Source organism: Corynebacterium sp. UMB4614 (genome assembly GCF_030217065.1).
In the GTDB taxonomy this organism is placed as follows: domain Bacteria; phylum Actinomycetota; class Actinomycetes; order Mycobacteriales; family Mycobacteriaceae; genus Corynebacterium.
The window spans coordinates 106798-126631 of the sequence record NZ_JASONC010000005.1; the positions used below are offsets into that span (position 1 = coordinate 106798).

22 protein-coding genes are annotated in these 19834 nt (G+C 65.1%); 9 read left to right on the forward strand and 13 right to left on the reverse strand.

The features are described from left to right. Position 1: 1 nt before the first annotated feature. Positions 2-889 carry a UTP--glucose-1-phosphate uridylyltransferase gene (locus tag QP413_RS03890; protein WP_210398571.1) on the reverse strand — a complete coding sequence of 296 codons (888 nt, stop codon included), beginning with the start codon at positions 887-889 and terminating at the stop codon, positions 2-4. Positions 890-1019: 130 nt separating this feature from the next. Here QP413_RS03890 and QP413_RS03895 point away from each other — a divergent pair, with 130 nt between their 5' ends. Together QP413_RS03895 and mscL are read left to right on the forward strand one after the other, a co-directional pair. After that, a complete protein-coding gene (locus QP413_RS03895; RefSeq protein WP_070758651.1) occupies positions 1020-1757 on the forward strand; it encodes a 5-formyltetrahydrofolate cyclo-ligase in 738 nt (245 codons plus the stop codon). A 39-nt stretch (positions 1758-1796) separates the two neighbouring features. Then, positions 1797-2261, forward strand: a complete 465-nt coding sequence (gene mscL, locus QP413_RS03900) for a large conductance mechanosensitive channel protein MscL (RefSeq protein ID WP_070758652.1) — start codon at positions 1797-1799, stop codon at positions 2259-2261. Positions 2262-2509: 248 nt separating this feature from the next. On the opposite strand, the gene QP413_RS03905 is transcribed toward mscL, so the two are convergent. The 6 genes from QP413_RS03905 to QP413_RS03930 all read right to left on the reverse strand — a co-directional run bounded on the left by QP413_RS03905 (position 2510) and on the right by QP413_RS03930 (position 7732). Next, a complete protein-coding gene (locus QP413_RS03905) occupies positions 2510-3157 on the reverse strand; it encodes a molybdenum cofactor biosynthesis protein B (protein WP_070758653.1) in 648 nt (215 codons plus the stop codon). Between the two features lie 104 nt (positions 3158-3261). Next, positions 3262-4746, reverse strand: a complete 1485-nt coding sequence (locus QP413_RS03910; RefSeq protein ID WP_336620842.1) for a trypsin-like peptidase domain-containing protein — start codon at positions 4744-4746, stop codon at positions 3262-3264. Between the two features lie 46 nt (positions 4747-4792). After that, positions 4793-6382 (reverse strand): HAMP domain-containing sensor histidine kinase, encoded by a 1590-nt coding sequence (locus QP413_RS03915; protein WP_284780708.1) that lies wholly within the window; start codon positions 6380-6382, stop codon positions 4793-4795. After that, positions 6379-7074 carry a response regulator transcription factor gene (locus tag QP413_RS03920; protein ID WP_015381370.1) on the reverse strand — a complete coding sequence of 232 codons (696 nt, stop codon included), beginning with the start codon at positions 7072-7074 and terminating at the stop codon, positions 6379-6381. The genes QP413_RS03915 and QP413_RS03920 overlap by 4 nt, the downstream gene beginning before the upstream one ends. A gap of 198 nt (positions 7075-7272) precedes the next feature. Next, positions 7273-7440 (reverse strand): 50S ribosomal protein L32, encoded by a 168-nt coding sequence (rpmF, locus tag QP413_RS03925; protein WP_015381369.1) that lies wholly within the window; start codon positions 7438-7440, stop codon positions 7273-7275. Positions 7441-7462: 22 nt separating this feature from the next. After that, complete coding sequence (locus QP413_RS03930; RefSeq protein WP_012359795.1) at positions 7463-7732, reverse strand: type B 50S ribosomal protein L31; 270 nt, start codon at positions 7730-7732, stop codon at positions 7463-7465. Between the two features lie 359 nt (positions 7733-8091). Here QP413_RS03930 and rpmB point away from each other — a divergent pair, with 359 nt between their 5' ends. Genes rpmB through rpsR form a run of 4 tightly spaced genes read left to right on the forward strand, consistent with a single transcriptional unit; the run spans position 8092 to position 9070 of the window. After that, positions 8092-8328, forward strand: coding sequence for a 50S ribosomal protein L28 (gene rpmB, locus QP413_RS03935; RefSeq protein ID WP_012359794.1), 237 nt, complete (start codon positions 8092-8094; stop codon positions 8326-8328). A 2-nt stretch (positions 8329-8330) separates the two neighbouring features. After that, a complete protein-coding gene (rpmG, locus tag QP413_RS03940; RefSeq protein WP_012359793.1) occupies positions 8331-8495 on the forward strand; it encodes a 50S ribosomal protein L33 in 165 nt (54 codons plus the stop codon). Between the two features lie 3 nt (positions 8496-8498). Then, positions 8499-8804 carry a 30S ribosomal protein S14 gene (gene rpsN, locus QP413_RS03945; RefSeq protein WP_012359792.1) on the forward strand — a complete coding sequence of 102 codons (306 nt, stop codon included), beginning with the start codon at positions 8499-8501 and terminating at the stop codon, positions 8802-8804. A gap of 17 nt (positions 8805-8821) precedes the next feature. Continuing rightward, positions 8822-9070, forward strand: coding sequence for a 30S ribosomal protein S18 (rpsR, locus tag QP413_RS03950; protein WP_012359791.1), 249 nt, complete (start codon positions 8822-8824; stop codon positions 9068-9070). Positions 9071-9217: 147 nt separating this feature from the next. On the opposite strand, the gene QP413_RS03955 is transcribed toward rpsR, so the two are convergent. Beyond that, positions 9218-10711, reverse strand: coding sequence for a DUF1846 domain-containing protein (locus QP413_RS03955; protein WP_284780709.1), 1494 nt, complete (start codon positions 10709-10711; stop codon positions 9218-9220). 260 nt (positions 10712-10971) lie between these two features. On the opposite strand from QP413_RS03955, the gene QP413_RS03960 reads away from it, so the two are divergent. Further along, on the forward strand, positions 10972-11739 hold the full coding sequence (locus tag QP413_RS03960; protein ID WP_284780711.1) for an RDD family protein: 768 nt from the start codon (positions 10972-10974) through the stop codon (positions 11737-11739). 137 nt (positions 11740-11876) lie between these two features. Then, positions 11877-12851, forward strand: coding sequence for an AEC family transporter (locus QP413_RS03965; protein WP_148813067.1), 975 nt, complete (start codon positions 11877-11879; stop codon positions 12849-12851). A 67-nt stretch (positions 12852-12918) separates the two neighbouring features. Here the strand turns inward: QP413_RS03965 and QP413_RS03970 are convergent, their stop codons facing one another. The 4 genes from QP413_RS03970 to QP413_RS03985 all read right to left on the reverse strand — a co-directional run bounded on the left by QP413_RS03970 (position 12919) and on the right by QP413_RS03985 (position 18275). Continuing rightward, a complete protein-coding gene (locus QP413_RS03970; RefSeq protein ID WP_284780712.1) occupies positions 12919-14112 on the reverse strand; it encodes an acetyl-CoA C-acetyltransferase in 1194 nt (397 codons plus the stop codon). A 155-nt stretch (positions 14113-14267) separates the two neighbouring features. Next, the gene (gene purH / locus QP413_RS03975; RefSeq protein ID WP_148812328.1) at positions 14268-15881 is read right to left on the reverse strand and encodes a bifunctional phosphoribosylaminoimidazolecarboxamide formyltransferase/IMP cyclohydrolase; all 1614 of its coding nucleotides are present in this window, start codon (positions 15879-15881) and stop codon (positions 14268-14270) included. Then, the gene (gene purN / locus QP413_RS03980; RefSeq protein ID WP_284780714.1) at positions 15874-16524 is read right to left on the reverse strand and encodes a phosphoribosylglycinamide formyltransferase; all 651 of its coding nucleotides are present in this window, start codon (positions 16522-16524) and stop codon (positions 15874-15876) included. The genes purH and purN overlap by 8 nt, the downstream gene beginning before the upstream one ends. Continuing rightward, on the reverse strand, positions 16524-18275 hold the full coding sequence (locus QP413_RS03985) for a DUF6350 family protein (RefSeq protein WP_284780715.1): 1752 nt from the start codon (positions 18273-18275) through the stop codon (positions 16524-16526). The genes purN and QP413_RS03985 overlap by 1 nt, the downstream gene beginning before the upstream one ends. A 425-nt stretch (positions 18276-18700) precedes the next feature. Between QP413_RS03985 and QP413_RS03990 the strand changes: the two genes are divergently transcribed. Next, the gene (locus QP413_RS03990; protein WP_284780717.1) at positions 18701-19444 is read left to right on the forward strand and encodes a M23 family metallopeptidase; all 744 of its coding nucleotides are present in this window, start codon (positions 18701-18703) and stop codon (positions 19442-19444) included. A 165-nt stretch (positions 19445-19609) separates the two neighbouring features. On the opposite strand, the gene QP413_RS03995 is transcribed toward QP413_RS03990, so the two are convergent. Next, the coding region (locus QP413_RS03995; protein WP_284780719.1) for a hypothetical protein at positions 19610-19834 on the reverse strand (225 nt) is incomplete at its 5' end.

Consider the following 19834-nt stretch of genomic DNA (forward strand, 5'->3'; position numbering starts at 1 on the left):
GCTACTCCCCGAGTCGCTGCTCGAGCCACTGCTTCAGGGACTCCCCGTAGGTCTCATCCTCGAGAGCCATGTCCACGCACGCGCGGATGTAGCCGCCTGGGTTGCCGAGGTCGTGGCGCTTGCCCTGGTGGACGACGATGTGCACCGGGTGCCCCTCGGAGATCATCAGCTCGATGGCATCGGTGATCTGGATTTCCCCACCCTTGCCCGGCTTGGTGCGGGACAGGGCCTCGAAGACCTGCCGGTCCAGCAGGTAGCGGCCGGTGGCCGCGAAGTTCGACGGGGCGTCTTCGAGGTCCGGCTTCTCGACCATGCCGTTGACCTTCTTGACCTGCGGGTCATCGGAGTCGGCGGCGATATCGAAGACACCGTACTTGGAGACGTCCTCCTCCGGCACCTCGACTGCACACAGGACGGAGCCACCATAGCGCTGGCGCACCTCCAGCATGGTCTCCATGATCCCGTAAGGCAGGACGAGGTCATCCGGCAGCATGACGGCGAAGCACTCCTCGTCCTCAGCGAGGTGAGATTCGGCCAGGCCGATGGCATGACCAAGGCCGAGCGGCTCCGGCTGCTCGATGGCGGCCACGTCGATCAGGCCGTCGGTGGCGCGAACCTTCGCGAGCTGGTCCTCCTTACCGCGAGCTTCGAGGGTGGCCTCGAGTTCAGCATCAGTGCGGAAGTGGGCCATGATGCCCTGCTTCTTCGGGGCGGTGATGATCGCCAGGCGCTCAGCACCAGCCTGGGCGGCCTCCTTGGCGATAAGCTCGATCCCGGGAGTGTCGACCACGGGGAGCAATTCCTTGGGCACCGTCTTCGTCGCAGGCAGGAAGCGCGTCCCCAGTCCTGCGGCGGGGACCACAACTGTGCGAAGCTCATTGGAAGTCATGAGGTGCATCGTACCGCCCAGCTAGGCCAAAATGCTGGACTTACACCCGGTGCGGGCCGGAAAAGATCCGTTGAGAATTCCGCCACCGCCACCCCACCCGAATAGAGAGCAAAAAGCAGCGAAGGAGACCATGCCCCACAACCCCGAAGAAACCCGCGCTGCGAAGGCTGATCTGCGCGCCGAAATCCGATACACCCGCAAGCAGGTTCCGGCAGCGGAGCGCGCCCAGCGCGACCGCGCCATCCAACACCATCTGGTGGCAGCTCTGGAACAGCGGTTCCCCGGCTCCCGGCCGGTAGTGGCCGCGTTCAGCGCGCTGCCGGGCGAGCCCGGAGGCGCAGACCTGCCGCAAGCCCTGCGGGATGCGGGCTATGAGGTGATCCTGCCGGTCGTTAAGCACCACCCACGCCGGTTGGAATGGCGGACGTTCACTGGCGCGGCGGGCCTGGTGGCGAACTCGATGGGGATCCTGGAGCCCACGGGCGAAAACCTAGGAGAACTGGTCGATAACGCGGACGTCGCCGTCCTTCCCGCCCTCGCCCTGGGCTCTGACGGCACCCGGCTGGGCCAGGGCGGCGGATTCTACGACCGCACGCTCGCCGACTTCGTGGCGGGCGATGCCTCGCATCCGTCCGAGAATGTGGAGGTATCAAACGCCAACGCCGCCCCCACCGTGGCTCCGGCTGTGAATCCGGTCACGATCCCGGGGGTCGGCACACCGTTCCCTGCACCCCGGTTGCAAGCGATCTGGGCCGTGGTGGACGACCCGGAGCTGCGTGTTTGCGTTCCCGCAGCCCCGCACGACCTCGCGGTCGCCACCGGAATCACCCCGAACGGGGTCTATCATTTTCCCAGCTCATCGGTATAATAAATTCAGTCTTTTATACTTTTAAGAAGGGGATTTTTCATGCTGTCTGGATTCAAGGAATTCCTGATGCGCGGCAACGTGGTTGAGCTCGCAGTGGCCGTCGTTGTCGGTTCCGCGTTCACCGCTATCGTCACCGCTTTCACTGACAAGATCGTCAACCCGCTGATCGCTGCGCTGGGCGGCTCCCCGGAGTTCGGCCTGGGCTTCCACATCCGCGAGGGCAACCCGGCCACCTTCATTGACTTCGGCGCCGTCATCACCGCTGCGATCAACTTCCTGATCATCGCGGCCGTGGTCTACTTCATCCTCATCATGCCGATGAACAAGCTGGCCGAGATGAACGCTCGCCGCAAGGGCATCTCCACCGAGGAGGCAGCTGCAACCGAGACCGAGCTGCTGGCCGAGATCCGCGACCTGCTGCAGCAGCAGAACGGTGTCTCCACCAAGAAGGTCGACCCGTCCGTCGCTAACGACGACGATCCGACCGGCCGTCACGCTGAGTAAGTCCCCCTGAGCAATTCGCTCAGCCGTATTCCAGCTCTACGCTCGTCGAACTAGTTCTTCGCCCGCCCCCAGTGGGGCGGGCGTTGTTCTATCCAGAACTCTTTATCGAACCCGCCGTGCTCGGCCGGGTTCTTTTCTTTACCGACGCCCCGCCCCGCGGCCTTGGGATCTTTCACCCGCCCGGCGGCGTTCCGGGCGCTGCGGGCCTTAGCAAGGCTGGCGAGCCCGCGTGGTGCGCGGCGGGCCATTTAGACGCCGAGCTCGTCGAGCACGTGGTTGACCAGCGGGCCGAGCGTGGCCATGCCGTCGCGAATTGCGCCTCGGCTGCCGGCGATGTTCACGACCACGGTGGACCCGGAGATGCCGGCGAGGCCACGGGAGAGAGCGGCATCCTTGTTATTGGCGGCCAGCCCGGAGCTGCGGATCGCCTCCGCGATGCCCGGGATGCGGCGATCCAGCAGCTTGCGGGTGGCCTCGGGGGCGCGGTCACGGGGACCGAAGCCGGTACCGCCGATGGTGATGACGAGGTCTGCGCCGCCCACCACGCCGGTTTCGATGGCGTGGCGGATCTCGCTCTTGCGCTCGGCGACGTTGACAACCGCATCGACGATGAAGCGGTCCTCTGCGAGCAGTTCGGCAACGAGCTCGCCACTGCCGCCCTGGCCAGCGCGGTCCTCCCCGATCAGCACGACAAGCGCGTGGCGGGTGGGCACGGCCTCGGCGGCTGCGCGCTTGGCGGCGGCCTGCGCATCGAGGCTCTGGTCAAGGCTGTGGAGGAAGCTATCGTCTGGCTCCGGAATGGCGGCGTCCAGCCGGTCTAGCTGACTGTGGTCGATGTCGTCCACGATCGGGTTTCGGACACCGAGCTCGTGGGCTTCATTCCGGTTTAGCGTCAACGCTTTTACTCCTTCACGGCAGGTGGGTCGCTTTAACTTTAACGCGGGAGAGGATTTTTAAAACCCCTAATGAGGTTTTATTTTCACCCCTCCCCCGTGCGTGTCTACTCCTGGGTTTCGGGCTCGGTGCCGAGGGTGACGTCGAGCTGCTTTTCCGGTCCACGTCCCCCAGGCAGGACGGTGAGCTTCACGGTGTCCCCGACTTCGTGGGAACGGATGGCGGCGATGAGCCCCACGCCGGTGTCGATGAGTCGGTCGTCGACCTTGCGCACCACGTCCCCCTTCTTCAAACCAGCCTTTTCTGCGGGGCTGCCGGGGCTAACTTCCATGACCTCGGCTCCCACGTAGCGGCTGGCGGTGTTGATCTGCGCGCCGATCATCGGGTGGGCGGCCTTGCCGTTATCGATCAGCTGCTTGGCGATGCGCACCGCCTGGTTGGACGGGATGGCGAAGCCCAGGCCGATGGAGCCGGAGGTACCCCCTCCACCCAGGGTCGCGATGACGGTGGGGATGCCCACGAGCTCGCCCTTGAGGTTCACGAGCGCGCCGCCGGAGTTTCCGGGGTTGATGGCGGCGTCGGTCTGGATGGCGTCGATGAGGGAGCCCTCGCCGCCGTCCTCGCCGGCTGCCTGGACGGGGCGGTCCTTGGCGGAGACGATGCCGGAGGTCACGGTGGAGTTCAGGCCCAGCGGGGAGCCGATCGCGGCGACCGTCTCGCCAACATTGATGGCGTTGGAGTCCCCCATCGCCATGGGTTGCAGGTTATCGGCGCCTTCCGCCTTGATGACGGCGATATCGGTCTGCGGGTCAGCGGCGATGAACTTAGCTGGCAGCACGCGACCATCGGCGGTGATCACCTGCATCTTCGCACCACCCTTGGCGGCGGCACCGACGACGTGGTTATTGGTGAGGATCATCCCGTCGTTGGTGAAGATGGATCCGGACCCCTCCTCCCCGCCACGGGCGGTCTGCACTTGGATCTGCACCACCGAGCGGGTGACCTTATCCGCGACCTGGGCGATGGTCCCGGACTCCTCCAGTCGGCTACTGCTGGTGTCTTCGTTGCCGGTAGGCGCAGAGTCGAGGGTGTTCACGGAGCGGGTGCTGTTGGTTCCCTGCATGGAGGTCAGGGCGAAGGTCGTGCCGGAGGCGAGAACCACCGCACCCACCATGAGGGCCGCGACCGCACCGGTGGACCAGCGCTTCTTCTCCTTCGGCGGCGCGTTCAGCGGGCCCTCGCCCGGCTCGCCTGGCCCTGCCTGGGGCGGGTAGCCCGGTTCGTGCGGCAGCGCCTGCGGGCGCTGTGGAACCTGCGCGCCCTGGCTGGCCTGGGCCTGGTGAGTCTGGGTCTGATGGGTCTGGGTATAGCCGGTGTGCGACTGGCCCCACTGGGCACGCTGACTGTCCTGAGCCTCGCCCGCCCAGCCCCCGGGGCCATACTGCGCCCCAGCCTCGCCGCGGCGGGTGTTGCCATTGTGCCCGAATGGCCCAAAGTCCGACGCCTGCGGATAATGCTCTCCCCCGCCACCGCTGGCGCCATTGCCGCCGACACCGTTACCGCTATTCAGATTCTCACCATTTTTATCCATAGGAACCATCCTCCACTTCCCTTCTAAAAAATACTGGGACGCAGCCCTATTTTTCGCTGGGAGTTCCACGGCGGGCGGGCAACACAACCCGCATCAGCGCGCCACCGTCGTCAGATTCATCAGCGATGATCGCCCCGCCGTGATTCACCACAGCCTGCTTCACGATGGAAAGCCCCAGGCCAGAACCCGGCATCGAGCGAGAACTGATCGAGCGGTAGAAGCGATCGAAGACCTTTGCCCGGTCATTGGTTGGGATACCCGGCCCCGAGTCTGCGACTCGAATTTCCACAGCCTCCTCGTATCCCTCACCGCCCTGCGCCCCGGCAGGAAGACCCGAGGCCGCCGGCGGGATGGGTTGCATCCACACTCGCACGGTGCCGCCCTGCGGAGACCACTTAGCTGCGTTGTCCAGCAGGTTTAGCAGCGCCCGCTTCAGGCTGAGCGGATCCCCCTGGGCGACCCAGGGTTCGGCGCGGATCTCAAAAATGACGTCCGGGCGGCGCCGCTGCACCTTCGCCACACCAACGCGAATGCAGTCGTTGAGGTCGACCTCCTGGTCGCTGAGGACGGGACCATCCTCACGGGCGAGGTCCACCAGGTCCTTAATCAGCGCACTCATCTCGTCCAACTGGCTGAGCACATCACGTTCGATCTCCCGGCGGTCCGCCTCGGAAATACCCGGGGAGTCCTCGCGCGTCGCGAGCAGCAACAGCTCGATATTGGTCCGCAGGGAGGTCAGCGGCGTCTTCAGCTCGTGGGAGGCATCTGCCACGAGCTCCTTCTGCTTTTCTCGGGAGGTCTGCAGGGCCAGCATCATGTTGTTGAAGGACTGGGTGAGGGTGCCGACCTCGTCATTGGAGAAAACAACGAGCTGACGAAGCTCATCCGTCTCCGTCACTCGGTCCGTGGCCCGCCGGAGGCGGTCGATGGGTCGCAGTCCCGTGCTCACCACGGCGGTGACCAGCACGATCGCGCCGAGCGCCCCGCAGATACCGATCATGGTCAGGATGAGCGCCAGCGAATCCAACGCCCGCTGCGTCGACGAGGCGTCAGAAACGAGGACGACGACGCGGCCGTCGGGTGCGGCGACTGCAAAGTAACGGTCGTCGCCATCGGAGCGGTAAGAATGTGGGTGCTCGCCCCGGATGACCGAGATCTCGGCGTCCTCCAGGACGGGTTCGAACTTCGCGACGGGCGCGGCGATTCCGGTATAGGTCTCGGGCACGACAATAAAACTTAGGGTGTTCGAGATGCGCTCGAAGGCCGGCTCGTAATTCTCCTCCTGAACACCACCTGGGATCTTCTCGGGTGGCATCTCGATGATGCTCTGCGCCTGGGAGCGCAGCAGGCTATCGCTGGTGCGCCACAAAATCTGGGACACCGTGGCGTAGGCCGCGAAGGTAACGGTGGCGATCGAGAAGATGATGACCAGGGAGGCCAGGATGGTCAACCGCTGTTTGATGCTGCCCAGCGTGCCGTCCAAAAAGCGGCGCCACCGGGGGCGTTTGGTCAGCTCGGCGGCACGTTCCGGTTCGAGGAGCATGCCGTGGTCGACATTCTCGCCCGCGGTGCGCTCCCCCGTCGCCGAGCGGGAGGCACGACCCCGGGGTTCCGGGGAGAGCCGCCTCAAACTCATGGGGCAGTCTCGCGCAGGACGTAGCCCACGCCGCGAACCGTCTGGATCAGGCGTGGCTCGCCGTCGGCCTCGGTCTTGCGACGCAGGTAGCCGATGTAGACCTCCAGGGCATTGCCGGAGGTCGGGAAGTCATAGCCCCACACGTCCTCGAGGATCGTCGTGCGAGAGAGCACCTTGCGGGGGTTTCGCAGCAGCAGCTCCAGCAGCGCGAACTCGGTGCGGGTCAGGCTGATCTGGCGGCTGCCGCGCGTGACGTCGCGGGTCGCGGGATCTAGTTCGAGGTCCTCGAACTTCAGGATCTCGGTCTGCTGGGTGTCCACCGCCGCCGGGCGTGCGGCGCGACGGACGAGGGAGCGGGTGCGAGCCAGAAGCTCCTCGAGCGCAAAGGGCTTGGTGAGGTAGTCGTCCGCGCCGGCATCCAGCCCGGCGACGCGCTCCGAGACGGAGTCGCGGGCCGTGAGCAGGAGGATTGGGATGTCATCGCCCTGGGAACGCAGCTCGCGGCACACTTCGAGCCCGTCGAGCTTCGGCATCATGACGTCGAGGATCGCCATGTCGGGACGCTCGGACTGAACTTTATCCAGCGCTTCCTCCCCGTCCGCGGCGAGCACGACGGCGTACCCATTGAAAATCAGGGAACGGCGCAGCGACTCACGTACAGCCGGGTCATCGTCCACAACGAGAATCTTCATATAGCTATTGTGCCCTCTCGGCGCGGGTTTGTGTTAAAGCTCAGCACCTGTTTAGGTTGCTTGCACCCGCAGGTTAGGATTCTTCTACATCTCGAACGCAAGTTTTAGGTACTTCCCCGGTTGTGCGGCGGCAGAAAAAATGCCCGCGACCTGCGATCCAGGTGCGGGCATTGGGCCGGTAAAACCGGCTGACCGGAACTAGTCCAGGTCGATCAGGCCGAGCTGAGCAGCCTTCACCAGGCGGCGAGGGATCTGCACCTCCTGGCCGTTGATCTTCTGAGTCTGAAGATCGACGTTATCCGCCTTCCACTGGGAACGGCGGGCGCGGGTGTTGGCGCGGGACTTCTTAAACTTTGGTACTGCCATTTTCTTCTACCCTCCTCGAGCCTTACTGGGTCTTCTTCTTGCGGCGAGCCATGCCACCGTAGCGGCGCTGGAACTTCTCGACGCGACCTGCGGTGTCCATGACGCGCTGTGCGCCGGTCCAGAACGGGTGGGACTCGCTGGTGATGTCGACGACGATCAGCGGGTACTCGTTGCCATCCTCCCACTCGACCGTGCGGTCAGAGGTGGCGGTGGAGCGGGTCAGGAACTGCTTACCGGTAGCAGAATCCTTGAATACCACTGGGTGGTAATCCGGGTGGATATCCTTCTTCATACTTCTTCCCTTAGGTTGATCACATCGGGTCGGTCCCACACATGACAGCGCGGGTCGTGCCCGAGTCGGGGCGAAACATTGTCTTCACGTTCGAGATGCCACGATGGCAGCACGTACGACCGCAAAAGTCTATCGCATTTCGACCGGTGGACATAATTGACCGGGCGCCGCACAAGCACCAGTCCCGACTGGACAAGATTAGGCGCTTTTCCACCTGAGCTGTATAATCGTCCTCTGCTGTTGTCTATGTAAACGTCATCACCGTGCATACAGCGTATTTCGCGCTTCCTAGCGGACTGTCTACCCACCGGGGAGCCTGCATTTTTCGTTGTGTTGTGCATGGTGGAAGGAGAAAACCCATGTCGGCATATTGCCAGGTGACGGGCCGCAAGCCGGGTTTCGGCAAGCAGGTTTCCCACTCTCACCGACACACGAGCCGCCGCTGGAACCCGAATGTTCAGCGTCGCAAGTTCTACCTGCCTTCTGAGGGCCGCACGATCACGTTGACGGTCTCTCCGAAGGGCCTGAAGACCATTGACCGTGATGGCATCGAGTCCGTCGTTGCCAAGATTCGCGCTCGTGGGGAGAAGATCTAAAAATGGCTCGTAACGATATTCGTCCAATCATCAAGCTCAAGTCCACGGCTGGCACCGGTTACACCTATGTCACCCGTAAGAACAAGCGCAACAACCCGGATCGCATCACTCTGAAGAAGTACGACCCGGTTGCCCGCAAGCACGTCGAATTCCGCGAGGAGCGATAATTTATGGCTAAGAAGTCCATGATCGCGAAGAACGAGCAGCGCAAGGAAATCGTCGCCCGCTATGCGGAGCGTCGCGCTGAGCTCAAGAAGATCATCAAGAACCCGAACACCAGCGACGAGGATCGCATCGAGGCACAGTTCGAGCTGAACCGTCAGCCGCGCGACGCCTCCCCTGTTCGCGTCCGCAACCGTGACGCCGCCGACGGTCGCCCACGTGGCTACCTCCGCAAGTTCGGCCTGTCCCGTGTCCGCGTCCGCGAGATGGCTCACCGCGGTGAGCTGCCGGGCGTTCGTAAGTCCAGCTGGTAATTAGGGAGGCTCTTTAAATGAAGCGCAACAACATGAAGCGGGCGCGGATGGAGCAGTCCCGCCGCCCCAAGAAGAACCCGCTCAAGGCCGAAGGCATCGAGCAGGTTGACTACAAGAACTACGCTCTCCTGCGTAAGTTCATCTCCGACCGTGGCAAGATCCGCTCTCGCCGCGTCACGGGCCTGACCCCGCAGCAGCAGCGTGAGGTTGCTACCGCGATCAAGAATGCCCGCGAGATGGCTCTCCTGCCTTTCAACAGCCGTTAAGAACCGGCAGGTAGACGTTACGTAGACAAAGAAGACCCGCCCAGGCTTTATGCCAGGGCGGGTCTTCTTTTCGCTGACTATGCTATTGGGTCAGGAACGCAAAGGAAGGGCCCGGAGGGCACTTCCGGCATCAACATCAGCTAGTGCTTAGCGCTTGCGGTAGAGGGCCTTGCGCCAGTACTTCGGCTCGGAGGTCACCAGCACTCCGAGGTTGCGGAAGATGCCCTCGTCCACCGAGCCCAGGATCGTGGTGGTGTGGACGTCGCAGCCCGCGAGGTTCTTCAGCTGCTTCAGCGCGGCCCGGGCGTCCTCGGATTCGGCGGCGGACACGGAGAGGGCGATGAGCACCTCGTCGGTGTGCAGGCGCGGGTTCTGGGAGCCCAGGTGGTCGACCTTGAGTGTCTGGATCGGCTCGATGGACTTCGGCGAGAGCAGGTGGATCTCGTCGTCCAGGCCCGCGAGGTGCTTCAGCGCATTGAGCAGCATCGCCGCGGAGCAGCCCAGCAGCTCGCTGGTCTTGCCGGTGATAATCGTGCCATCCGCTAGCTCCAGGGCGCTGCCCGGCTGGCCGGTGCGCTCCTCCACCTCATTGGCGGCGGCCACGACGCGGCGGTCCTTGATGCTCGCACCGACCTTGCTCATGACGATCGCCACGCGCGAGGAGACGGTATCGTCCGTATCCTCCCGGCGCTCCTCGACGAGCGCCTTGTAGTAGCGGCGCACGATCTCCTGCTTCGCGGCCTCGCGGCACAGCTCGTCGTCAGAGATGCACTTGCCCACCATGTTCACGCCCATGTCCGTCGGCGACTGATACGGCGAGTGCCCGTAGAGCTTCTCCAGCAAGGTTTTTAGCAGTGGGAAGACCTCGACGTCGCGGTTGTAGCTCGTCGCCTGCGTGCCGTAGGCCTGCAGGTGGAAGGGGTCGATGACGTTGATGTCGTCCAGGTCCGCGGTCGCGGCCTCGTAGGCGAGGTTGACCGGGTGCTCCAGCGGGAGGTTCCAGATCGGGAAGGTCTCGAACTTCGCGTAGCCGGCGGGGACCCCGCGGCGGAACTCGTGGTAGACCTGCGAGAGGCAGGTGGCAAGCTTGCCGGACCCTGGCCCGGGTGCGGTGACGACGACGAGGTCGCGGGAGGTTTCCACGTAGTCGTTAAGTCCGAAGCCACCGTCGGAGACCACGAGCTCCGTGTTCGTCGGGTAGCCGGGGATTACCCGGTGGCGGGCGACGTTAAGGCCGAGGCGTTCCAGGCGCTCGGCGAAGGCGACGGCCATGTGGTTGCTGTCTTCCAGCTGGGTCAGCACCACGTTGTTGACCAGGAAACCGCGGTCGCGGAAGACGTCAACGAGGCGGAGGGCGTCCTCCTCGTACGGAATGGAGAGGTCGGCGCGGACCTTGCCACGCTCCAGATCGCGGGCGTTGAGGCAGACGACGATCTCGACGTCTTCCTTGATGTTCTCCAGCATCGCGATCTTGTTATCTGGCGTGAAGCCGGGCAAGACGCGGGAGGCGTGATAATCGTCGAAGAGCTTGCCGCCCATTTCGAGGTAGAGCTTCCCACCGATCTGCTCGCGCCGCTCGTTGATGTGCTCGGACTGGAGCTGGATGTACTTCTCGCGGTCGAAACCGATTCGGTGGGTCATGGGCGTAGCTTGTTCCTTTCAAAGCCTTAGCAGCGCTGGGCGCACCGGCCCGCGGAGCACCGTTGCGTGGCTGTTTTACGCCTTTTCACTCTAGACCCGGGCGAACGCGGGCGTAAACTTCTCGCGTTTCTTTAGGGGCTCCCCCGTGCACTTCCGAGGGTGCAGCCGTGCAGCCTGGATAGTGGGTAACTATATTCGTGGACAATGCCCTTCACGCACACACCGACGCGGGGGCTAAACGATGAGCGAAAGGCCCTGTGATGACGAACCCCTATGACAACAATCCCTATCACGGAGGAACCCCGGACAACGGTGGCTACGGCGGATCGACGCCGAATAGTGGATACAACGGGGCTGCTTCTGGTGACGGGTCTTATGGTAGCGGGTACACCCAGCCCGACGCGGGGGACGCGTTTAACGACTCCCCTGCCAGCCAGGGCTATGGGGCCGATAGCTACGGCGTGCCGATGGGCGATGAGCGCTCCGCTGCCGCCGGTGGTTTCCCCAGCATGCCGGACTACGAGGCCTCGGTGGGCACCGCTCCCCTGGCGCCGTCTCGTCCGGGCCCATGGATTCGCCTGCTGAGCCTCATCATCGACGGAATCGTGGTCAACGTTGCCAGCGCACCAATTTTCCTGATGCTGTCCTCCCAGCAGGAGATCGTCGACTGGTTCCTTAACACCGCCAACGGCATCAATGTCGACATGCCGATGGGCGTTGGGATCGCCTCACTGCTCTCCTTCGTGCTGTGGTTCGTCTACCGCGCGGCGATGGAGTCCAGCGGCATGAAGGGCTCCCTGGGCAAGCTGGCCACCGGCCAGCGAGTGGTGAACTTCGAGGGTGGGCAGCTTAGTTTTGGCCAATCCCTGAAGCGCAATAGCTTCTACCTCATCCAGGGGCTGTTGAGCATCCTGCCCTTCCTCGGATTCATCTACATGATTGTCTACGCCGTGGGCATCTCCCGTGACCCGTACAACCAGTCCCACACGGATAAGTGGGCCAAGGCCTACGTGGTGAAGGCGCTCTAAGCCCCCCACTCCCCTCCGAATTCCCCGCCGTGGCAGCAGCCCGGCGGGGTTTCTTGTGCCCACTCACCGTCCGCCCACCCGCCTCCCCTTGCTTGGCCACACCCCTCGCGGTCGCTCCGGGGCGGGCGGGTGGTTCAATAGGAGCCATGCTCAATGTGCTCACCGGCTTCGGCGTCGTCGTCCTCATCATCGGGCTCGGCTACGTCATTGGCCGCACGCAGCTCCTGGGCCCCAAGGCTCTCTATCCGCTGAACATGTACGTGTTCTGGATCGCACTGCCCGCCACCCTGCTGCGTTTCATGAGCCATGCGGATCTCGGGCAGATCTTCGGCCCCAACCTCGCGGTGGTGGCGATCAGCAGTCTGCTGACCGGATTCACGAGCTTCGCGCTCTTCTACTGGATCGCCCGCCGCACCGCCAAGGAATCCCTCATCGGGATGCTCGCAGCCAGCTACTGCAATGGCTCCAACCTGGGCATCCCGCTGGCCACCTATCTGCTAGACGACCCGACGCTCACGCTGCCGGTGATCCTCTTCCAGGTGGGTCTCTACGCCCCCACCGCGGTGCTGTTGCTGGATATCGCCGAGGAACGCGGCTCGGGTGCGCAGTCGGACGCATCGCGTCCCCGGCTGGCGCCGGCGGTGGCCTCGGCGCTGTTTAAGTCTCCCCTGCTGATTTCGGCTTTTGTCGGCATGATCCTGGCCTGGATGAACACCCGCTTCGGCTTCGAACTGCCGGCGCTGATCGCGGACCCGATCGATCTGATCGCCCAGTCCATGGTCGCCGTGGCGCTGGTGGTCTTCGGCATGTCCATGGCCGAGGTTAAGGTGCTGCAGCCGGGGATCAGCCCGCGCAAGTCGGTGCTCGTGGCTTCCCTGTTGAAGACGGTGCTGCACCCCACGCTCGCCTTCTTGGTCGGCACGCTGGTCTTCGGTGCGAGCGGGGAGCTGCTGCTGGCGATGGTGCTGATGGGGGCGCTGCCGACGGGGCAGAACGTGTTCACCTATGCGCAGCGCTTCCAGACTCAGCAGGTGCTGGCCCGGGACACCGGGGTGGTGTCCACGGCGATCTCCCTGCCGATCATGGCAGGGATCGTGCTCTTCCTGGGCTAGCTTGGGTTAGCTGGGCGGGCTCCCCTCCCCTGGGCTGGCCGATACCAGCCCAGCCCCCACTAAGGCGTTACTTCCAGATCAGCAGCGCATCGCCCTGGCCGCCACCACCGCACAGGGAGACGGCTGCCTTGCCGCTGCCGCGGCGGTTGAGCTCGTGGGCTGCGGTCACGAGGACGCGGGCCCCGGAGCAGCCGATCGGGTGGCCCAGCGAGATGCCACCGCCGTGGATGTTGGTCTTCTCCAGCGGGTAGTCCAGGTCCTTGAGGGACTGGGCGACGACCGCGCCAAAGGCCTCGTTGATCTCCAGGAAGTCCAGGTCCCCGGTCTCCCAGCCGGCCTTGGCCAGGGCGGCCGTCACTGCCTGGGAGGGCTGGGAGAGCAGCGAGGTGTCCGGGCCTGCGGTCTGCCCGGCCGCGCCGACGGTAGCGAGGATGTTCCAGCCCTTGGCCTCGGCATTCTCGCGGGTGGTCAGCACCACGGCAGCCGCGCCGTCGGAGATCTGAGAGGAGGAACCGGCGGTGATGGTGCCCTCCTTGCGGAACGCCGGGCGCAGCTTGGCCAGGCCCTCCTCGGTGGTTCCCGGGCGCACACCCTCATCCTGGGAGACGGTGATGGTCTCCTTGCGGGTGGCAACCTCGATGGGGACGATCTCATCGTCGAAGGTGCCCTCGGCGATCGCGCGCTCGGCACGCTGGTGGGACAGCGCGGCGATGCGGTCCTGCTCTTCGCGGTTCAGGCCGGCTGCCTCGGCGTTCTCGTCGGTCTCCACGCCCATGGCGGTGCCCTGGACCGGGTCGGTCAGCCCGTCGCGCTCGAGGGCATCGTCCAGCTTCAGGCCCCCGAAGCCCTTGCCGGCGCGCACGCCTGCGGCGAGGTGCGGGGCGTTGGACATGGACTCCTGACCACCGGCGACGACGACGGTGGCGTCCCCGGCCTTGATCATGCGTGCGGCGCTGATGACGGCGTCCAGGCCGGAGAGGCAGACCTTGTTGACGGTCATGGCCGGGACGTGCATCCCCAGGCCCGCGGCGATGGCTGCCTGCTTGGCGGGGTTCTGCCCGGCGGCGGCCTGCACGACCTGCCCCATGAGGACGTAGTCCACCGGCTCGGTGCCCACGCCGGACCTCTCGAGTACCGCGGAGATGGTGGCGGCGCCGAGGTCCACGGCGGTCTTGCGGGACAGCGCGCCGAGCAGGCGGCCTTGCGGGGTGCGGGCGGCGCCGACGATGACGACGTCCTGTGGCTGCGGGTTCAGTGGCATGGGTTGAAAACCTCCCGTTGTCGGCTGGGCGAGCTATTTATGATGTGATCATCATCTCATAGGTGGCCCCACCGCGTCTGGGTCCTGAGAGATAGAAAAAGGCCGGGCAGCGTTTCTGCTGCTCGGCCCCTCACTAAGCGTTCACACTCTTGCTGTTAGTGCGAGAAGTGGCGCTCCCCGGTGAGGTACATCGTCACGCCGGCCTTCGTGGCGGCCTCGATGACCTCGGCGTCGCGGACGGAACCACCCGGCTGGACCACGGCGCGCACGCCAGCGTTGGCGAGCACCTCGAAGCCATCAGCGAATGGGAAGAAGGCGTCGGACGCGGCGACCGCGCCCTTAGCGCGCTCGGCACCGTCGGACAGGGTGTTTGCTCGCTCGACGGCAAGCTTCGCAGCGTCCACACGGTTGACCTGGCCCATGCCCACGCCCACGGTCGCACCGTCGGCGGCGAGCAGGATGGCGTTGGACTTCACCGCGCGCACGGAGCGCCATGCGAATTCCAGCTCGGCGAGGGTGGCCTCGTCGGCCGGCTCGCCGGCAGCCAGGGTCCAATTGGCCGGGGCGTCGCCGTTGGCGTCGATGACGTCGCGCTCCTGCAGCAGCAGCCCACCGGAGATCGCGCGAGACTCAATGGCAGCACGGGTCGGGGCGGCGGCCTTGAGGATGCGGATGTTCTTCTTCTGGCTCAGGATCTCAACCGCGCCATCCTCGTAATCCGGGGCGACGATGACCTCGGTGAAGATCTCCGCAACCTGCTTGGCCATCTCCACGCTGACCGGGCGGTTGACGGCGATGACGCCGCCGAAGGCGGACATCGGGTCACAGGCGTGCGCGGCGCGGTGAGCGGCAGCGATGGACTCCTCGGACACAGCGATGCCACACGGGTTGGCGTGCTTGATGATCGCGACGGCCGGGCGCTCGTGGTCCCAGGCGGCGCGCCACGCGGCGTCGGCGTCCGTGTAGTTGTTGTAGGACATCTCCTTGCCGTGGAACTGCTCGGCCTGCGCCAGGCCCGGCTCCTCGCCCGGCGCGGTGTAAACCGCGGCCTTCTGGTGCGGGTTCTCGCCGTAGCGCAGGTCGTGGGCCTTCTCGTAGGAGGCGCCGGACCACGCCGGGAACTGCTCGTCATCCTTGCCGACCTGGGCGGTCAGCCAGCTGGCCACCGCGACGTCGTAGGAGGCGGTGTGCTGGAAGGCCTTCATGGCCAGCTCGGTGCGCTGCGCGAGGGTGAAGCCACCCTCCTTCGCGGCGGCGACGACCTGGTCGTAGCTGTTCGGGTCCACGACCACGCCGACGGAGGCGTGGTTCTTCGCGGCGGCGCGCACCATCGACGGGCCGCCGATGTCGATCTGCTCGATGACCTCGTCGTAGGAGGCCCCGGAGGCGACGGTCTGGGTGAACGGGTAGAGGTTCACGACCACCAGCTCGAAGGGCTCGATCTCCAGCTCCTTGAGCTGGTCAAGGTGGTCCTGCTTGCGGGTGTCGGCGAGGATGCCGGAGTGCACGCGCGGGTGCAGGGTCTTCACGCGGCCCTCGAGGACCTCGGGGAAGCCGGTGAGCTGCTCGACCTCGATGACGGGCACGCCGGCATCAGCGATCTTCTTGGCAGTCGAGCCGGTGGAGACGATCTCCACCCCGGCGGCGTGCAAGCCCTGCGCGAGCTCCTCCAGGCCGGTCTTGTCGTACACGCTGACCAGGGCGCGGCGGATGGGCTTGCGCTCGCCGGTTGCCTGCGCTGGGTTCTTAGAATTCGAAAGTTCAGTCATTGCTGCTGATCTGGGCCTTTCGTCCCTCGATGGTGAGTCCGTTTCCTGCGATCTCGTGCAGGACCTGCACGATCAAACGCCGCTCCACGTGCTTAATTTTTTCGTGCAACGTCTCCACTTTATCGCTTGGGTGCACGTTTACCGCTTCCTGTGCCACGATCGGGCCGGAATCAACCCCGGCGTCCACCACGTGCACGGTCGAGCCGGTGACTTTCACGCCGTATTCGATGGCATCCACGACCGCCTGCGCGCCCGGGAAGGAGGGCAGCAGCGCGGGGTGGGTGTTGATGATGCGGCCCGGGAAGTGATTCACGACGTCGGCGCCGATGATGCGCATAAACCCGGCGGAGACGATGAGGTCGGCGCCCCAGCTCTCCAGCGCTGCAATGAGGTCGCGGTTCCACTGCTCGCGGTCGGTGACCTTCGGGACGTACTCCACCTTGAAGCTGGGTAGGCCTGCCTTCTCGGCCCGCTCGAGTGCGGTGCAGTCGCGATCCGCGCCGATGGCGAGCAGCTCAACCTTCGCGGGGTCCAGGTTGTCGATGAGGGCCTGGACGAGTGTGCCGGAGCCAGAGGCCAGCGCGACGATGCGCAGCGGCCGGCCCTGGGGCGCGGGCAGTGTGGTGTGGAAGTTCTGGCTCATTAGTTCTCCTCGTTCTCCTCGACTTCACCGTCGGCGTCGCCCTCGTCATCGAGGTCTGCGTTGTCGGTCTCGTCGTTTTCTTCGTCTTCTTCTTCGGCGGCGGTCTCGTCGTCGACATCGACGTCGGCGCCCGTGTTGTCGACCTCTTCGCCCCCTTCGTCTTCTGCTGCGGCGTCGGCGGCGCCGTCTTCACCGGGGGTCTCGTCCCCGTCGTCGGCGGTGGCGTCCTCTACATCTTCGTCTTCGGCGACGTCGTCTTTGGCAGCATCCCCGTCATCGTTGATGTCCTCGTCCTCGCCGTCGTAGTCCGCGACGTCTTCCTCGTGCTCAGCGTCTTCGTGCTCACCGTCCTCGGCAGGATCGACCTGGTCGGCCGGAACCGCCTCGGTGACCGCGGCACCGGCGCGGGCGAGGAACCACATCAGCACGGTGGCGGGCAGCAGCAGCCAGGCACCCGCCTCGACGGCGGCCAACCACGGCAGCGGCCCGGTAGTCCCGACGGTGCCCAGCACGCCGCGCGCCAGCCACGCGCCAATGAAGGCGAGCGCCAGGGCAGCAACCCCCGCTCCCAGGCCCGTGAAGACCGGGGACTCCACGTAGCTTCGCTGGCGCACGAAGCGGTAGACGGTGGCCACGGCGACGATCGCCGGGATCGCCAGGAGGAATGGCCCGCCCGGGATGGGCGCGTTCGGCGCAGCCGCCAGGATCGGCAGCGGAGGCAGCTCGACGTTGGTGATGTTGAAGAGGCTGAACAGGCCAAAGCCGAGGTTGTACTCCCCACCCAGCAGGATGGCTGCCGCGCCGATGACGACATTCGGCAGGTAGAGCAGAGCCAGGAGGGTCAGCCCCACGCCAGGCCAGAAGCCCGGCGCGATCTCGTAGGCCGCGCGGAAGGCGGACCAGTTGCCGATCAGGGCGATCACCACGCCCAGCAGGCCGGCGACACACATCCAGCCCAGGAAGTTCCGGCCCAGGCGGACGGATTCCACGGGCCAGGTCGGCCAATGGCGGCGCAGCAACAGGGCCCGCCAGATACGCCCCCGCATGCCGATGGCCACGGCAAGACCATTAACAAGGAAGGTGTTCAGCAGGGCCCGCCCCAGGTGGGGTGCCTGGACGTCGAAGACGCGACCGGCATCCAGGAGCATGAGCCAGGCGATGAAGGTCAGCACCAACGGCAGGCCGATGCCGAGGGTGGCGAAGACCCTTAAACCCCGGACGCTGACCTTGTCCCCCAGCGCCTTCGTGATGCGGCGGGAATGCCCGAGGATCACGGCGATCGCGGGAAGCAGTGGGACGAAGCCCAGCTCCACGCCCTGCATTTTCAGCGGGGCGGCGTTGGCCACCATCCAGACGCTGGCGAGGACGCTGGGCACCATCGAGAACTTCGCGCCGATGCCCACGATCACCGCGAAGGTCAGGGCGATCGCGATCGTGACCCCGTGGTTAGCCAGCAGGGTGGGCAGGAAGCGTTTGATGTGGGGGCGCCACAATTCCCAACGGTGCTTCAGCCCCGCTCCCCTGCCCGGCTGCTGCCGCTGGCCGGTGCGCGGGACGGTACGCTCGCCGCGTTCCGAGCGGTGGAAGCGGTCCTGGGAGCTGTGACCTGCCGGGGAGCGCCCGGCCGGGGTGGCCTGAATAGACGACGGGCGTGCCGGTGGGCGCCGGTGGGGGCCGGCCGGGCGGCGTCCCGCCTGGCGGGCGGCACTGCGGCGCGGTCTGGAACGGGGGTTGTCGGCTTGTCTACTCACAGTGTCTATTGTGCCTGCCCCTGACCGCACTGTGACATTCACTGCGCTTTCCGGCGTTTCCGGGCGAAGACGGGGCGAGCCTCGCGTGACTGTTGCCCTGGTCGAATCCAGAGAGGGGGCATGAGTCAGGAATATCGGCGGAAAAATGTGACTTTCCCCACCCTTTTGGGTGTATCCCGCGAAAACGACGACCAAAATGCGCCACATCATCCCGCAAAAATGCACCCTGATCTGCACTTTCAATCCACCTCCCCACCATTCCCCCGTTAACCACACCAGCCACAGTGTTCACTCATTGTTATATTCCCGCAATATTGGTTGAAAGATACGGAAGGAAACAATAGAGTAACTCTCGTTCATAACGATCTGGTTACGAAAAACCAGCGAGTAGATCACAGTCTCCAGAGCTTGAAAGGGCAAGGAACGTGCAGAAGACCTCCAGCACCCGGCGCGTTGGGCAGCACCGCAAGGTAGATAACAGCGCCAAGCGCCGTCTCGCATTGGTCGCCGTTGCAACGGGTGCCGTATCCACGGCTGGCGCCGCAGGCGCAACCGCTGGCGCTCAGCAGGCAAACTCCGCTACCCCAGCTGATGGCTCCATCGAGCTGGCGGCTGACTCCTCTTTCCTGGCCCAGGAGGCCGGGGGCAGCTCCGCGGCTGATGCCCCGCGCATCCTCGAGGTCCCGCAGCTGCAGGAGGCCACCGCGGACCTGTCCGCACAGCTCTCCTCCGCTCTGGAGTTCGCCAAGCAGCGCGCTGCCGCGGATGCCGCATCCCGCGCCCCGCAGGCTGCTAAGCCTGCCGAGGGTTCCTTCACCTCTGGTTTCGGCGCTCGCTGGGGCACCAACCACAACGGCGTGGACATCGCGAACGCCATCGGCACCGCGATCCGCGCAGTCAAGGACGGCACCGTCATCGACGCTGGTCCGGCTTCCGGTTTCGGCAACTGGGTGCGCGTCAAGCACGACAATGGTGACATCACCGTCTACGGCCACATCGCCACCATCGACGTCTCCGTCGGTGACCGCGTGACCGCTGGCCAGAAGATCGCCGGCATGGGCAACGAGGGCTTCTCCACCGGCCCACACCTGCACTTCGAGATCCACCCGAACGGCTCCGGCCCGATCGACCCGGTGCCGTGGCTGCGTGACCTGGGCATCGAGATCTAGCTCGACGCTGACGCGAATAGCTCCCACCCTGCTGCACACGGGGTCGGGAGCTTTTCTTCTTGTTATACGACCCCTCTGGGCTTGTTAGAGCGACCGCTCTGGGTTAGTTAGAAGACCCCTCTGGGGTTGTTATAGAGCACGCCCTAGGGGCGGTGCCACCCTCCCCTAGAGCTTCTCCATCGGCACGCCACCAAAGAGCATGAGGCGCACGGTGCCGCGGCTGCCGAAGTCGATCATGACGGTGGTGTGGCTGCCCGCACCGTCGACGCTCTTGACGGTGCCCAGGCCGTACTTATCGTGGTTGACGCGATCGCCCACGGCCAGCTCCAGGGGCTTGCCGCTGCGGTCTGTGGCCTTCTTCTTGCCCTTCGCGGCCGCACCCTTGCCCGC